The organism is uncultured Candidatus Kuenenia sp. (assembly GCF_900696675.1).
Classification (GTDB): Bacteria; Planctomycetota; Brocadiia; order Brocadiales; family Brocadiaceae; genus Kuenenia; species Kuenenia stuttgartiensis_A.
The window spans coordinates 1-16,862 of record NZ_CAADGZ010000024.1; the positions used below are offsets into that span (position 1 = coordinate 1).

Genomic DNA, 16,862 nt, shown 5'->3' on the forward strand with positions numbered 1-16,862 from the left:
AGGTACCTGTAGACCATTTCCATCTTGGTTTGCTGCCCTTCCATAGTCTGCCTGGCTGATGAGACCTCGATGAGGGTGTGGCGGAGCGTGACAGCTACGGGAATTGCTGCCCTGGGATGCGTTACCCATACGCCGTCAATCAATTCGAATGTCGCCGCGCCCTTCGGGAGCGCCTGGCTGACGATTACGGCAATCTCTGCCTTTGCTGCCCGCTGGTCTTCACGAAGCTTGATAAGCCAGCCGTCGCTCCAGCTCTTTGTCCTTTTGGACTCCCACAAGATAGTACCGCAGGATTGGCCGAGATGGCCAATGACCCGATGCAACACATCGCCGCCATGCTCGCCCTTCGGAACGGGTTCTATCGTATCGCGCGGGAATTTCGAGATCAATAGCGCTTCAAGCTCAAGCTCCTGGACTTCTCCCTGAAGTTGCTGTGACCCCTGATCGGCCTTGCGCTTAAGTTCTTCTATCTGCTTTTGCATTGAAGCAATAGTCTGCTCTTTCTCCAACACCTTGAATTTAAGTTGGTCTTCAGCCTCTTTGTGCGCTTGTTCACGTACCGTGGCAAGCCCTTCCTGTATGCGCTTCTCCACCGTCAAGTCAAATTCGCGTTTTTCGTCATCGAGTTCCCGCTGCCTTCTCAAGACTTCAGCCTGCGCCTTCTGCGCCTCGGCAAGTTTCTCGTCCCTCTGTTTGAGCACTTCCTGAAGATCGGCAAGTTCCTTTCGTTTTTGCTCAAAGTCGGCAGCAAGTGCAAGCTTGGCCTTCCTGGATTCTTCAGCAACTATCCTGTCGCGCTCCTGACGCAGTTTCTCTGCGACCTGTCCGTCAATAGCCTCTTTTGCCCTGACAATCTCTTTTTCACGCTCACAAAGCAAGGTTTCGCGTTTGGCGATGTCAGCGTCTTTCTGTGCCAGACGTTGCTCATACTCGCGACGGGCGGACTCGACGATCGGCGCCGCAAGCGATTCTGTCAGCTTAATCGCAGTCTGGCATTTCGGACAAGTAATCATTGGCTCTGTCACACATCTCTCCTTGATAATATCAACAAACCGGTTCAAACTATGCCTCTCGCCAGCGGGGGACAGACTTGCCACGTCTCTTGCAGCTTTCATGCCCTTGTGGGGCTGATTCTTCAAACGTCAACTCTGGCTGCATTCCCGGTTTTTTGTGATTTCTGCCATGTTTTAATGAAACGTACAGTAGTATTAATCCCTGGCAATGTTGTTTTGCCCCAATCACATAATCGGTTACAAAAAATCGGGAATGCTCCCCCTGACACTCATCTGAGGATTTCGAGTTTGAAATGCAAATGCTTCGTCCCTACACCCTGGTTTTATGTATTTTGTTATTGTTGGAATTTTTCAAAAAACTAAAATGGTACAAAAACCGGCTTCCAGGCGAGCAACGCAATCCGTAGCCGGTGTTTGGCGGTAATGTTTACGCTGGATAGTTACCTTTTTTTGAATGTTTTTGATTTTCGTTATCCTCATATTGAAAATCTATAAATGTAACTTTATCTTCCAACACACAACCCTTCTGCAGAGGCTGGCATGGTTTCTTTAACCGGATACATTCATTATTTTTTTGGTGAGGACACGTCCAACTCATTTTTTCTGCAACTCCAAATGCGCGTGCGCATGTACATATTGTACCTACCACGCGAATAACTTTAACCCCTTTTAAAATACAAAGCAGATACGAATTATCTATCCCTTTAAAGTATCTGCTGAATATGTTCTAATACAACTTCTAAATCAAATGGCTTATTGATGATAAAATTTGCTTTTATTTTATTATCTGGAAAAGTATCCGCGGTATTCAGGAATCCGGTAATTATACCGACCTTTGGTTTTTCTTGTAACATTTCTACTGCATTCATTATATCCCATCCCGAAACCCCCGGCATCCCAAGATCACAAAGGACAATGTCATATTTGTATTGTTTTAATTTATCTAATGCATCTGCACCATTATTACAATATTCAACAACATACCCTCCCTCTGTAAGAAAATTGCACAACACCTTTCCTATAACCAATTCATCCTCAATCACCAATATCTTATTTCCCCCACCATACTCCAACACCGCATCGCTGACTGTGTTCGCATCATCAAGCACCAATACATTATCTTCCATCATCCCTTTTTTTGTCCCGATTATTTGTGCTTCTTCTACCGTATAAACCTCTTTTTTTGATGGAAACGATAATAGGAAAACACTTCCCATTCCAACCGTGCTGGAAACGTGTATCACACCCCCATGTCTTTTAACAATCCCATAAACAACACTCAAACCTAAGCCTGTGCCCTTTTCCTTGCTCGTGAAGAAAGGATCAAAGATTTTCGATATCACCTCTTCAGTCATACCGGCCCCCGTATCGGAAATACTCAAATTTACGTTATCTTCATCCTCCCAGATATTAAAACAAAGGGTACCTCCTTTGGGCATGGCATCCAATGCATTAGTGATAATATTCAATACTACTTCCCGTAATTCTGAAGGATTGCCTTTTATATCCCTGACTTTTTTAAGTCCATCAGTGTTTATGCGATACTTTATCCCTGTCCCCTGAGCCATATCCTGCCACCTGGGACTGAGGAATCTCACAACATGCCTTGTCAGTTCAGCCAGATCAACCGGCACATAACCGGGGGAATCTTCGTTCTTTTTGGTAAATTCATTTAATCTTCTAACAATCTCAGCCCCGTCTTTTACGTATTTGTGAACTATCTTAAGAGAGTCCAGCAGCATCTTCCGGCCTTTATTCTGTCTCATTAACATCTGTATATTGCCGTCAATAGCCGCAAGGATATTATTCACCTCATGTGCAACACCGGAAGTAATTGTTCCGAGGGCCTGCATTTTTTTCGAATGTAAAAGCTCTTTCTCCATGCGTTTTCGTGCAGTAATATCCTGAAAAGTAACAACCGCTCCGATATTTTTATTATTTTTATATATCGGGTATGACCGATACTCTACAGGGAAAAACGATCCATCGGCACGCCATGCAATATCATCAATGACGTGAATACTTTCGCCTTTCTGGTACGCCTGAAAAACATTACATTCCTCAATGGGATACGGCATGCCGTCCCGGTGGGTATGATGAATCATTTTATGCATTTGATTTCCTATAAGCTGATGCGGGGTCTCATATCCAAGCAATTTAACGCAAGCAGTATTTGCAAACGTGCATATGCCCTGCTCGTCTATACCATAAATACCTTCCCCTGTGGAGTTAAGTAACAGTTGGATTTTTTCATTACTTTCCTCAAGCGCAGCTATCGCCTTCTTACGTTCAGTAAGGTCTTCCACCGTTATCATGTAAAAATCAGGTTCCTCTCCTGTTTGCCAAAAGGGCGATACCGTCATGTTCACCCACACAGTATCCCCATTCTCGTGAAAAAACCACACTTCCATAATAAATTCATGAATCGTACCGTCAATTAATTTTTGTTTGTTTACTAAAACTGCCTGCCGGTCATCAGGATGGACAAGCGGTGCGTTACTCATAATTTCATTGTATTTTTTATTAACTAAAATATAATTGCCAGTCTTTACTTCCTGAAGCGCAAAACCCACTGCAGCCTGATCAAACATTACGCGAAAACGCTTTTCACTTTCCTGCAGGGCGGATTCAGTCTTTTTCCGTTCTTGCGATTCCATTGCCAGTTCAATATGCTGTTTTCCCAGCCTTTCAGCATATTCCCCGGCATCCTGTTTGAGAAGTGCATTCATTTTTTTAAGTTCTATCTCCATTTCCTTGCGCTGTGTAATATCCGTCGAAATCCCGCACACCCCGTAAGGGACGTCATTTGAAGCATATAACGGAAATTTTATTGATAGATAGGTGTGAGGGACGTCATCATGGAGAACAATTTCTTCAAATTCCATAGGAGTTTTCGACTCAAGCACTTTTTGATCGGTCTTATGTAATGCCTCCGCCATCTCCCGTGGGAATATATCGTAAACTGTTTTCCCTTTTATCGTATCCCCGGTAATGTGAAACACCTTTTCATATTGCTTATTAATAAACAGGTGCTTACCCTCAATATCTTTTATGTAAATGCACGCTGCGGCATTATCAAACACTGCTTGTAATTGACTCTGACTTTGTTGCAGTTCGTTTTCCGCCTGAAGCCGTTTAATGATTTCATCTTCCAGGCTTTTGTTTGCCCTTTTCAAGTCCTCTGTCACCTCAATCATGCACTCATTTGTCATATCCAGTTCAGCCTGGATGGCGGCAGACATTTCTCTTTCAATAAGGTATTTCTTGTGGTAATCAATACTATTTTTATGAAACTGTTTGGTGTTTATGCCTGATTCATCATTATTAATGCTTATTCCATTTGAATTCGGTGCGTGCAGGCTATTTTTAAATATATTGCCCTCTATTTCAAATGGCAGCATAATCTGCTTTATCGCGGGATTGATGGCGAGAAATGATTTTGCGGTATTTTTACGAATTAACTCTTTGGAAAAGATGATAATCGCATAGACATTGCCTGAAGAAAATTTTCCACCAAACCCGACAACTGATTTTATGGAATGGGTATTCACAAAATTTGTTTGATCCGGAATTGACATCATGTCTCCCGCATCTTCAATACAATATAACCCATAATTTTTATGTTGGTCATTTTTGAGGAAATCTATTCCCGCATTTACTTCACAAAGAGGATATTCTCCTATTTGCGTTAAAAGCGCAGCGATCATAGGATATTTGTGAGACAATTGCGGTTCATCCATGGGAAAGGCAATATGATTTCCGGATTTTTTTCTATCACACCATGCATCCAAATCGCCGCATGTCCCTAATAAAGTCAAATACCTGCTTTGTGAAACTATTGATTTCGTTGTTACCTTGTTTTGTATATATGACTGAACATCATCCGGAAGTTCCTGGTAAAAACATGATTTAAAAACGTGTACTAATGCAAAAGAACTGCTTCCGTTACCGGTAACAAATGAATTGTAAAAAAGCTTTGTTGCCTCCTGAACCGATTCTTCCATAAACGCATGTCCACTACATTTATCTTTAATGTTTTTGGAGAATTTCGTTATTTCAACTGCCGATAATTGGCTGAGATTTATATGCATACAATTGCCCTCGTAATACTATATGGTGACGTATTTTCTATGAAAACTATTTCGGTTTGGAAGATGTTTGCATAATGATTTGTAATCCTTTCATATATTTCTTTTAAATCAACCGTTGTATTCAATAGGCTTTGCAGGGATGCGACCTTTATCCCGTCAATTCCGCATGGGGTTATATATTCAAAAGGAGACAGGTCATTATTAACATTGAGTGAAAAACCATGCATCGTATAACCCGTGGCAATCCTGACGCCTATAAAACCTATCTTGGCATTATCTGCCCAAACGCCGGTATATTCTTTTCTCCTGTCTACGGTTATCCCATAATCAGATACTACTTGTATCATTACCTCTTCAAGCATTCTCAGATATTCATAATAATCATTCGTATAAGAACGCATTTTTAAGATAGGATACCCTACTACCTGTCCAGGTCCGTGATACGTGGCAAGACCGCCCCTGTCTGTTTTGTAAACAGCAATGCCGATTTTCTCATAGCACATTTTATTTGAAATAAGATTTGATTCTTTATATCTGCGGCCATAGGTGAAGGTAGGAGGATGCTGGAGAAGGAGCAGGCAATCTTCTATTTTTCCAGAGGTCCTTAGCTCTAACAGCGTTTTTTGCAACTCCCAGGCTTCACCATACTCCACCATATCCGCCAGGAGGATTAGGCTTTTTCTGTTCATATAGAGATTCTCCCCACGTCTCCAATATATCTTTTACCTTATGAAGAAATGCATCGGCATGCGCACCATCCATTACCCGATGGTCAAAAGAAAGACTCAGATATACCATTGACCGGACGGCAATGGCGTCAGCATCACCGAGGATAACCGGCCTTTTTACCACAGCCCCAACGCCTAGTATTGCAGACTGGGGTTGCAATATCAAGGGAGTCCCAAACAGGCTGCCATTGACGCCGTAATTTGTAATAGTGAATGTCCCGCCCCGGACGTCATCCGGTTTCAATTTTTTTGAGCGGGCATTTACTGCTATTTCCTGAATTTCCCGTGCTAATTGAAACATATCTTTTTTATCCGCATCCTTAATAACGGGAACAACCAGCCCATCCTCAAGGGCAACGGCAATGCCCAGATTAATATAATTCTTCTGCAAAATGCCGTTATCCGTCCACGATGAATTCAAGGCGACATGTTCTTTTAAAGCCTGTACGACTGCAAATGCAATAAAAGGGAGATATGTAAGATGTATGCCTTCCCTTTTCATCGCTTCTCTATTCAGTTCGCGATATTTTGTCACAGGCGTCATATCCACTTCAAATACAGTAGTTACAAGCGCCGCTGTTTGTCTGCTTAGCGCCATCCTTTCCGCCGTTATTTTGCGTTTTGGATGCAACGGAATAAGCGTCTCACGCTCCGCTTCTTTGACAATTTTTTCTTTTGAAGCAGTAATCTCCCGCTTTGAAGAGATATATTCCATTATATCCTTTTTGGTTACCCTGCCAAATTCGCCCGAACCTTTTATTTCCGTCAAACTGACGTTATATTCCTTTGCCAGTTTTTTTACTAAAGGAGAATATCTTTTTTCATGCATTTCACGTTCACCGGCAATTGCCGCCGTTTCAGATATTTCAATCCTCTCTTTCTCTTCCTGCTCCTTCTTCACTGTTCCGGCCTGCGCCTTTATTTCGCCCTCTTCAATTTGAGCAATAACGGTTTGAACCGCCAGGACAGCGCCTTCTTTGTAAAGAATCTTCTTTATGATACCGGCAGACGGCGAAGGTATTTCCGTATCAATTTTATCCGTGCTGATTTCTACCAGCGGCTGTTCCTTCTCAACGTAATCACCCTCGTTAACCAGCCATTTAAGAATGGTGCCTTCCGCGACGCTTTCTCCCATTTGCGGCATGATTATATCAACGGTCATATATATTTCTCCAAATTAATAACGTATTATTTTATCTATAGTATTTACCACATCTTTTGTTTGCGGGATAAATGCTTCTTCCATTAAAGGGCTGTATGGTACCGGGGTATCCGGGGCAGCAATGCGAATGACCGGGGCATCCAAATCATCAAAACAATATTCGGAAATCAATGCGGATACCTCGGCGCCAACGCCGCCCGTCTTTGTCTGTTCATGCAGAATGATCACCTTGTTTGTCTTTTTAACGGACTCGTAAATTGTTTTTTTATCCAGTGGCAGGAGTGTTCTCAAATCGACAATTTCAACAGAAACACCTTTCGTCTTCACTTCGTTTGCCGCTTCAATAGCCGTATGCACCATTGCTCCATACGTAATAACCGATACATCCGTGCCTTCCTGAACCACCTTTGCCATACCAATCGGTACGATGTAATCATCTTCCGGAACCGTATCTTTTATCCGCCGGTAAAGGTACTTATGCTCACAATAGAGCACGGGGTCATTGTCTCGGATGGCTGCCTTTAATAAACCCTTTGCGTCATACACACTCGACGGTGCCACAATTTTTAATCCCGGTACATTAAAAAAATATCCCTCAATACACTGTGAGTGAAATGCCCCGCCATGTATATTGCCGCCATAAGGTGCGCGGACAACCATAGGCACGGCGGTGCCCATGCGATAATGAAACTTTGCCGCCACGTTTATCAACTGGTCAAAAGCACAGGAAATAAAATCAGCAAACTGCATTTCAACAATCGGTCGCATACCTACGAGGGCTGCGCCAATTGCGGCTCCGGTAAACCCTGATTCCGATAAAGGGGTATCCAGCACCCGCCACTCTCCGTATTTCTCATAAAACCCTTCCGTTGCCCGAAACGCCCCGCCATATACCCCTACGTCTTCACCCAAAACAAACACGCCTGGGTCGCGGGACATCTCTTCATCCATGGCTTCCCTTATTGCTTCAAGATAGGTAATTTGTCCCATCCATGCCTCCTTTTTTACATTTGCATATATTTTATTAAAGGTGTTTTCACACATCGACAATTGGTTCTGCAGGAATAGCGAATCATGCTATATTATAATCAAACAGATAAGGGTGGCACGAACAAACTCCGTTTGTCCGTGCTGTTTAAAAATCAGAGATCTGACCTCTGGTAACACTTTAGTTTTTTGAAAAATGTACTACCTATAAGCTCCGTAGGAGCAGCCTGTTTGTAGCAAAATAGGATATTATAACAGAGATTAGCTCTGTTAGGAGCGACCTGTCTCTTGTAAATCCATATAAACAGGTCTACCTGAATACGGACAGGCCGCTCCTACGGAGCTATTTACCTTATTGAATTTTATTGCGCTACAAACAGACCGCCCCTAACAGGGCTACATGGTATTTTTTCTATCCCGGGAATTTTTCAAAAAACTAAAGTGTTACGACTTCTGACTTCTACTTGCTATAGATTCATAGATTCATTTTTTCTTCCTGCAAGCTACACGTCATAACCGCTTGCCTAACCACACAACCCTGCCGACAATCACAATATCACCATTCTCTATCTGAGCCGTTTTTGCTTCAATGGGTTTATAGGTAGCATTGTCGCACAGCAGATGAAGACTACCGCCTGGAAGGCGCTGCACTCGTTTAATGAACGCTGCCGCACCTTCGGTACGCAAGAGATACAATCCATCCCGGTCCAGCACATTATTTTTTTTGTCAACGATGACAACATCACCGTTTTTTAACGTAGGTTCCATGGAATCATCTTTTACATGAAATAAATAAAGCTTCGCTTTATTCGCACCGAATTCAGACATTAACCAATCGTTTTTAAACGCCATAAATCCCGCAGCATGTTCCGGTTCTTTTGCCTTTTCCTCCGAAAATATTTTGGCGTTATATATAGGGATACTCACATAATCACTCGTTTTTTCCTGCTCTCCTTTAATAAGCCAGTCAATGGATACCTGGTTTAAGAGGCAAAAACGGACGAGCAATTCGGAGGGGATTTCATTTTGTTTTTTGAAGGAAAGAAATGCCTGTGCTGTTATTTCAAGGCTTCTTGCCAAATCATCTTCCGATTTGGTATTCAGCACTTCCTTCAGCCGTTCTGTAACCTCTGAAAATTTTATATTATACATTTCTCAGTTTCCAAAAATTTAATACAGCATCCTAAGCCGGTATAGCCAGAACTAAAAAAAACGAAAACAGTCCTCAGTCTGCAATCTTCAATTTGCCGACTGCCGACTGTAGAGTGTCGACTGCCAACTGCATAAGAGACCATTAAATCTTTTGCCAAAAAGCACGCACTGACGAATGGAAGTGTGCGAAGAAATTACTAATAAGTACTAAGACCATTCCTATCTTGTTTCTACCGATGTCGCATAAACACCTTTCAGGCCGTCAGCGGGGTCGGGATACGGGCTCTCTTCTGCAAATGCCTCCGCTTCATCTATTTCCTTTTTTACCCTGGAGTCAATGCCGTCAAGTTCCTCTTTACCTGCTATATTCTTTTCCGTCAAATACCTTTCCATATTTGTGATAGGGTCCTTCTTCTTCCACTCTTCCAGCAATTCCCTTGGCACATATTTGGCACTGTCATGTTCCGAATGACCATGCATCCGCATGGTTTTACACTCTATAAACGTAGGGCCTCCTCCATTCCTCGCAACTTCATATGCCTCCTTTGCAGCCATGTAAACCTCAACAACATTGTTGCCATCCACAATTTTGCCGGGCATGCCGTATGCGGCAGCACGTTCTGCGACGTCTTTGATATTCATTTGCAACCGCAGCGGCGTCGAATATGCGTACTGATTATTATTACAGAAGAAAACAATGGGCAATTTTCTCACAGAAGCAAAATTCATCCCCTCGTGAAAATCACCGCGGCTTGTGCCCCCATCACCGGTACACGCAGCCACAACCTTCTTCTCTCCGCGTATTTTAAAGGCAAGGGCTACACCGGCGCCTACGGGGTAATTATCTGCCAAATGGCTTGGGAATCCGACAACGCCATACTTCATATCACCTATATGCACATTGCCTTCTTTTCCGCCGGTAACGCCAGTCTTTTTCCCGAAATACTGCGCAATAATGCGTTTTGCAGAAATACCCCGTATCAGGAATACTCCCATGTCCCTGAAATAAGGGGCGGCAATATCATCCTTTTCAAGCGCATATCCGTATCCAACAGACACCGCCTCTGTACCGTTGCTCGTCCATGCCCCTCCCATAATTTTCCCCTGATGGTAGAGAGAGGTTACACGATCCTCCAGCCTCCTCGTTAATTTAAGGTAATAATACATCTGCAATAGATCGTCTTTTTTTATTTCCATATATGCCTCTGCTTTATATGATAAAAATGAAGATTCTTGTGAAATAACATGTCAACAATTTCTTTGCACACTTCCATTCGTCAGTGCGTGCTTTTTAACAAAATATTTAATGCTAGTACATCGTCTCGTTAAAATGTGTACGTAAAAAAATGACGGTATCAATGTAGATATTTTAATGAAACGTTATACTAGAATTCGTTCAGTCCACAGTCTGCAACTTGCCGACTGTCGTCTGCTACGGTATAATAAAAATTGCAGGTCCCTTATATACCGCCGGTAATTGCCCTGTCTATTTCCTTCTGCGCCTTCAGTTCCGCCACATGATGTTGTAGTTCTTCAATATGTGATTTCTCCCATTCTGCAAGTTCAAGCAGCAATTTTTTTGTCGCAGGTTTTGTTGCTTTTAATGAAGCATTATAATAATATTCATATGATTCCTCTTCTCTTTTTATCGCCTCAGTCAGGATATTCATAATCAATCCCACTTCCAATGGTTGTTTGCTCTCCACAAATTACTCCTTTCTGTTTTAATGAAATTGGTCATTAGTCATTGGTCAACCGCCGACTGTCGACGGTAGATTACCGGTGGAAGAAGAGACAATTGTAAGCTTGTGACGATTTTTTAATCTGTGCAATTGTTCGACTGCGCTCACGACGAAGTCTGTGAAATCTGTGGTTCCTCTTCCTTTTTTTAATCTGTGCAATCTGTGAAATCTGTGGTTCCTCTTTTGTGTTTCGCGTTTCGCGATTAAAGCGCATTATGTTCCGGGTTTTAACGAACTTAAAGGTTTCAGGCTGGACAGGCATGGATTTTTCACATTCCTGTGCTGAATCAGCGCCTTAAAAACCTCTCCCATGCCTTCAGGCAGGAAGAGGTTCTTTACTTTCAATACAGTTTCAAGATTGTTCCTAATGTTATTTAACTTCTCCAGTACCCCCAAAGCAATTAAATAATGGGATTGTTTGACCAATCCCGTCACCTCCAGCCCCGCCCCCTTCCCAACGTCCATCAGGAAAGAAAAGTCAACAGACGCGGTAATATCCTGTTCTCCCAGTCGTTCATAATAATCATGGTTAACGTTGTGCCGGTAATAACACCTCAATGTACCTCCCGTTGTGTTGTCCCGATAACGCCGCTGCGCGGTGTCTCCATAATCAATCGTTAGCACAAAACCGCAGTTTAATTTCTGTGCAACGTGATTCAGATAATCACGGGCGGCCAGGTTTATTTCAAGCACCCGGCTCTCTCTTAAAGGCATTTCAGCATTGATGCAATAGTCTTTTAATGCGTGATTACAAACATCACCAACAATTTCATAAAAATCGTTGCCATTGTACCCAACATATATCTCTTTTACTTCACCTTCTTTTACTAATAACCGGTGTACAGGCAGTGCATCGATAAATTCGTTTGACAAAAAACAGCCCTGAACAGCGTCAAATGAAAACCCATCCTCTCCATATGAGTGCCATGAAAGTTTTTCGTCAAAAACAGGATTGCCGCAAAAAAGTTCCTGCTGCTTTTCCCGAAGATGGGGATTCGATTCAACAATAAAGTACTGTACTTTTTTATAAAACCAGGGATACTCATTTTTTATATAACGCATAATATCATAACATAACCAACCGGCATTCGCTCCCATTTCCACAACAGTAAATGAAGCACGCCCCAATATCCTCCACATCTCTTCCAATTGGACTGCGATAAGTTCTCCAAACATCCGGTGAACAGCGGGGCTTGTATAAAAATCCCCTGATTTGCCAATTGACACAGCATTCGAGTTGTAATAACCGTATTCCGGATAATACAATGCCATCTGCATAAATTCAGCAAATGTAATGTTCCCCTTATTTTTTATACGTTCGATGATTAAGTCACTGAGGATAGTCATTAAGTCATTAAGTCATTAAGTAAGAAAAATATTCAATATTCAATTCTCAAATTGTTGATCATTTGCCTTTATTCTTTTACATTGAATATTGGTAACTATTCAACGTAATTTATTAAACTACCGGAGATCAGAGCGCAACTCGTTCCCAAACCCCAGTTTGGGAACGCAATTGCACTGGAAACTTTGTTTCCAGTGAGGGTCTGACTTGACAAATTACAAACTGTCTTAACCCTGTGATTTTATTCCCTATCTATCAGCAAACAGGCGAGAAACCGGAGTTTCTCGAACAAATGCATTCCCAAACTGGAGTTTGGGAACGAGCCGTGTATCGTTTACGCTGAATAGTTACGAATATTGAATATTAATTTTCAAATACGAAGCGCTAACTCCCTAATATATCGTTTTACCCCTTCAATGCCGGGATAAGAAACTCCCAGTTCCTTTGATTGCGTATTGTCGATTGTATGAATAGATTTTTTTGGCGTGCCACTGATAATTGACCGTGAACCACAAATTTCCCTGGCAATTTGGGCAACGTTCATATTATCAATATACATGTCCATCAGATTATATATCTTTCCCGAAGCATCTTTATTGCCGGCCGCCAATTCAATTGCACGGACAACATCTTCAACGTAAACTATTTTTCCCCCGCCGGATACTTCCACATCGCGGCCATGCTTAATATCTTTTACAATATTATACCAGGCGGAATGTGCAAGGTGCGGCGCAAGCCCATAAATGCCGACAGGCCGGAATATCGTTATGCCAAAATGTTTTGAAAGAAAATAAGAATGGCAAAATGCCTCCACAGACGCCTTGTAAGCCCCATAGTTAGAATCCGGCAGCAAGGGGTGCAATTCGTCAAGACGGATATGTGAATAAATAAATCCATAAACAGCACAGGAGCTGATAAAGATGCATTGTTTCACCCCCTCGCATTTCGCAGCATCAAGCAACTCTATGCTCCCCAAAAGATTCGTTTCCACAAATCGTTTTATATCCTTATTGCCCGCTTCATGAAATGACGCCCCATTTCTTTCGTACGCCATATGAACAACAATATCCGCGCCATACACAAATTTCTTCAGCGTTTCTTTATCGTCTAAATTCCCCTGCATATACGTTATGTTTTTTTGAAAATCCTGAAGATGCAACAGATTCGTTGTATTTCTAACAAGTGCCAGGATTTGAATGCCCTTCTCAAAAAACCGCTTTGCAAGGTAATACCCCAAAAAACCTGTTAAACCCGTTACCGCTATTTTCATAATATGCCCCTTTTTATCATTTGACTTTATACAGCAAAACGCCGCCATCACAACTATTACTCTTCCTGACTATCAAACACCATGCTTTTTATTATATTCGATATGAATGGTATGCCAATACAAAAATGCTTATGGCTTATGGCTCGTGGCTCATGGCTGAAAACCTTTGAACTCTAAATCTCACGAAAGTTCCTCTCGTTCCTACGTTACTATGTGGAAACGAGAAGAATGGAGAATATGGCATAGTCGGCAAACTGCGGATTGTGGATTGTGTATTAAGAATTGTGAACTGGAGGTTGAATGGGTGGTTGTCCTTTTGTGTCAATTGCGGCGTTCGCCAGGCGAATATACCACTTTTTTGAAAACAGGTCGTAGGAAATCAGGCAGTTAAGGTTATTGTTGACAATTGCATAATATTGCTTTTTAACCTTGCCCTGAATATTCTTGTCCATCCATTCACTTACAATGCCGGTTACATAGAAGATCTTTCCCTGTAAGGTGAAACGATAGGGGACAACACAACTGATTGTAAGGTCGTTTACCGGCATCCATACTAATGAGAATGCCAGATGTGTAATGGTAGAGACAAGCGCATAACCATACACAAGAAGAACGGCAATGTGAAGAAAGTGTGAAAATGCGACTATGTATTGTCCGGCAAAAATGCCCGTTAATTGTTTGGTTCCAGCCGCATATAAGGCAAGAGACAGCGCTATCTCCCAATATCCTACTGTAAACACGAAGCGGTCATCATTATACGCCTGTTTTTTCAGCGCCATAATACTCAATAATGGCAGCCACCATAGCCCCACAGACCAAAAAAACAATGAAAACCCTTTTAAAAAAGGTAAAAGATCAAGAAATGTTCCCCCTGTGGCTGATATATGCTGAAATAATGTAATACCGGTAAGCGCCGTAAGCGCAGCGGCTCCTACATTCATCCAATAGGGTGAGAGTTCTGAATTATTGGGGAATGAATAAAAAATGAGCCTGAGTACAATTAACGTTATAAACAGAAGATATAAAAACGCCCCTATCGACCACAAACCAAAAGAAATCAGGTGGATAAGGAATAGGTGGCTCGTTGCCTGTTTGGCGGCAATGATACTCATCAAAGCGGTTGCCTGAGTACCTATGCAAATAAAAAACCATCCGCCGTGCAATACTTCTTCCAGTTTCCGCTCTTCAGATTTGCGGGACAAAAACAAAAAGCTGAAAGATAAAAGGGTAATAATTACCCAAAGGGCAAGAGAAACATACAAGAATATCCAGGAAACGGTATAATTGCTCCATAGTTTAGAACAAAAAACACCTGCAAGGCCAATAACCCCCACCACTGAAAAGAGATAGTTGGTTTTTTCCGGGCTATGAATGTCATGTGAAAATTCGCTGTAAAAAAATACGGCCTTCATGGTGATAAAGGCCGCCACTAAAAAAAATGCTGTAATTCCGGCGATAAAAAGATAGGGAGCAGCTTCATTATACCCGTAGGATGACGATATGAGCGCCATCATCATTGTTGCCATAGCGGGAATAAACCAGCGGGTATTGGTTGAATAAGTTGCAATCGTTACTATGTTCATACTATTGTCCCACGGCGGGCGTCATTTCATCGCCCTTCTTTGTTATAAAAGTCTTTTCTTCCATAAAGGAGAGGCACATGAGGCACACGAGAGAAACAAAGATGAATCCTAATGAATTATTGTTGGTATAATCCCTGATGGTGCCAAGAATTATGGGAAGAAAAAATCCTCCAAGCCCTCCGGCAGCTCCAACCATGCCACCTACGGCGCCTGTTTCTTTTGGAAAGTATTCCGCTACCAGTTTAAAGACAACGCCATTCCCAATGCCCAGACAAACCGCCATGCAATAGAAAACAACAAGCGTAAGCGCAAGAGAACTGCTCAGATTCAGATAAATAAGTATGCCAATAAGGAACAAGGAGATAATTGTTAAAACATGTTTCCCATGGAAGATATCTCCCAGGTATCCGCCCAAAATCCTTGAAAAAGTCGCCAGAAACACAAATACAGAAGCATAGCTGCCCGCCTTTACCGGTGTAATGTTGTAAGATTCTTTAAGATAAGAAGGCAGCCAAAGCGAAAAGCATACAAAAAAACCAAACGTCATGAAATAGAAGAGGGAAAACACCCATATTAAATGAGAAGATTTATATACCTTCAGCCGGTCGCTCAAGGTCTTGGGTTTCACCGTTTTAGGTTTTGGCGCATCAGCGGAAAAAAACCAGTAAATAGCAGCCATCAAGAGCAATGGAATGGAATAAAAGATAAACGCTTTGTTCCATCCTACGGATTCAGCAATAAATGGCGCTCCAAAGACCGCTGCAGCAGAACCGACATTTCCTATGCCATAAATTCCCAGCGCCAACCCTTGTTTTTCTTTTGGATACCATTGGGAGACCTGTGGAATACCAACGGCAAAAGACGCCCCGACTGCGCCAAAAAACAACCCGCATATCAATAAAAACAGGTAGCTATGCGCAAAGCCTGCGATGAACATAGGGAAAAAACACACCGCCATCAATGCGCTAAAGACCTTTCTTCCGCCATATTTATCAGTCAAAATACCAATAGGCACTCTGACAATGGAGCCAAGCAACACCGGTGCGGCAAGCAGCAATCCCAATGCGGTTGAAGATAAATCAAATACCACTTTTAAATATGAGGCCAAAGGCGCAAACAGTGACCATCCGGCAAAACTTACCGCAAAGGCAAGCGTAGCAAGTATAAGCACCCTTGTGTTCCCTTTTAATTCTTCAACTTCAACAGGTGTATTTGCAGAAACATTCATAAAAAAAACTCCCGGTAATGTAATGAATGAAATTAATCTATATGTTTACCGCAGTGATTTTAATCCTGACAAGGTTTCAAACCCTGTCAGGGTTGATGGAAAAGCCTTTTAAAATACTACAGCGTATGGGATATCTCGAAAGAGGTTTGTACCTTTAACGGCAAATGGTAATACTCATCGGTAATCAGAGTGCTGCTTTGTTTTATAAACACCAGGTTGTCGTCCATTCCCTTCATCAGGGTGAAAAAACCGTTTACCTTTCCATCCCTGAACAGCATAGATAATGTCTTTTCATGGTCATAGGGATGCGCATACAATTCATTTATCTTTTTCCCGAGCATGTCATCCGGAGACGAAAAGCCAAGAAGCCTTGCTCCCGCAGTGTCGATATTCAAAAGTACGCCATCGTAAGACGCCTCATACTCAAACCACCCCTTTGTAAATTCCGCGGTTAAAACTTTTTTTGTCTTTTCCCTCGGGGATAAAATAACGTTAGTCATAAATAACTCCTTTCAAAAAATTAAGCGTCTTGAAAATGGTCTGTATCATCTACAGTAGTTA

The 16,862-nt window shown here is 42.2% G+C and carries 13 protein-coding genes; all 13 read right to left on the bottom strand.

All coding sequences use genetic code 11. The annotated features are described in order from the left end of the window. The coding region (locus QZT26_RS05745; RefSeq protein ID WP_295101167.1) for a DUF2130 domain-containing protein at positions 1 to 1,025 on the bottom strand (1,025 nt) is incomplete at its 3' end. A gap of 692 nt (positions 1,026 to 1,717) precedes the next feature. Further along, a complete protein-coding gene (locus QZT26_RS05750) occupies positions 1,718 to 5,104 on the bottom strand; it encodes a PAS domain S-box protein (RefSeq protein WP_099326322.1) in 3,387 nt (1,128 codons plus the stop codon). Continuing rightward, complete coding sequence (gene lipB, locus QZT26_RS05755; protein ID WP_099326321.1) at positions 5,095 to 5,793, bottom strand: lipoyl(octanoyl) transferase LipB; 699 nt, start codon at positions 5,791 to 5,793, stop codon at positions 5,095 to 5,097. The genes QZT26_RS05750 and lipB overlap by 10 nt, the downstream gene beginning before the upstream one ends. Next, entirely contained in the window at positions 5,744 to 6,994 is a 1,251-nt protein-coding gene (locus QZT26_RS05760; RefSeq protein WP_164995320.1) for a dihydrolipoamide acetyltransferase family protein, read from the bottom strand. The genes lipB and QZT26_RS05760 overlap by 50 nt, the downstream gene beginning before the upstream one ends. A gap of 15 nt (positions 6,995 to 7,009) precedes the next feature. Continuing rightward, entirely contained in the window at positions 7,010 to 7,984 is a 975-nt protein-coding gene (locus tag QZT26_RS05765; protein ID WP_099327100.1) for an alpha-ketoacid dehydrogenase subunit beta, read from the bottom strand. Positions 7,985 to 8,491: 507 nt separating this feature from the next. After that, positions 8,492 to 9,133 carry a LexA family transcriptional regulator gene (locus tag QZT26_RS05770; protein WP_295101170.1) on the bottom strand — a complete coding sequence of 214 codons (642 nt, stop codon included), beginning with the start codon at positions 9,131 to 9,133 and terminating at the stop codon, positions 8,492 to 8,494. A 219-nt stretch (positions 9,134 to 9,352) separates the two neighbouring features. Continuing rightward, complete coding sequence (locus QZT26_RS05775; protein WP_099326318.1) at positions 9,353 to 10,330, bottom strand: thiamine pyrophosphate-dependent dehydrogenase E1 component subunit alpha; 978 nt, start codon at positions 10,328 to 10,330, stop codon at positions 9,353 to 9,355. 263 nt (positions 10,331 to 10,593) lie between these two features. Further along, complete coding sequence (locus QZT26_RS05780; RefSeq protein WP_099326317.1) at positions 10,594 to 10,839, bottom strand: ferritin family protein; 246 nt, start codon at positions 10,837 to 10,839, stop codon at positions 10,594 to 10,596. 249 nt (positions 10,840 to 11,088) lie between these two features. Next, positions 11,089 to 12,222, bottom strand: coding sequence for an SAM-dependent methyltransferase (locus tag QZT26_RS05785; protein ID WP_099326316.1), 1,134 nt, complete (start codon positions 12,220 to 12,222; stop codon positions 11,089 to 11,091). Between the two features lie 368 nt (positions 12,223 to 12,590). Next, entirely contained in the window at positions 12,591 to 13,490 is a 900-nt protein-coding gene (locus QZT26_RS05790) for an NAD(P)-dependent oxidoreductase (protein WP_295101173.1), read from the bottom strand. A 275-nt stretch (positions 13,491 to 13,765) separates the two neighbouring features. Continuing rightward, positions 13,766 to 15,073, bottom strand: coding sequence for a tellurite resistance/C4-dicarboxylate transporter family protein (locus QZT26_RS05795; protein WP_099326314.1), 1,308 nt, complete (start codon positions 15,071 to 15,073; stop codon positions 13,766 to 13,768). Position 15,074: 1 nt separating this feature from the next. Next, on the bottom strand, positions 15,075 to 16,301 hold the full coding sequence (locus QZT26_RS05800) for an MFS transporter (protein ID WP_099326313.1): 1,227 nt from the start codon (positions 16,299 to 16,301) through the stop codon (positions 15,075 to 15,077). A 116-nt stretch (positions 16,302 to 16,417) separates the two neighbouring features. Continuing rightward, positions 16,418 to 16,801 (bottom strand): hypothetical protein, encoded by a 384-nt coding sequence (locus QZT26_RS05805; protein ID WP_099326312.1) that lies wholly within the window; start codon positions 16,799 to 16,801, stop codon positions 16,418 to 16,420. Between the last annotated feature and the right edge of the window lie 61 nt (positions 16,802 to 16,862).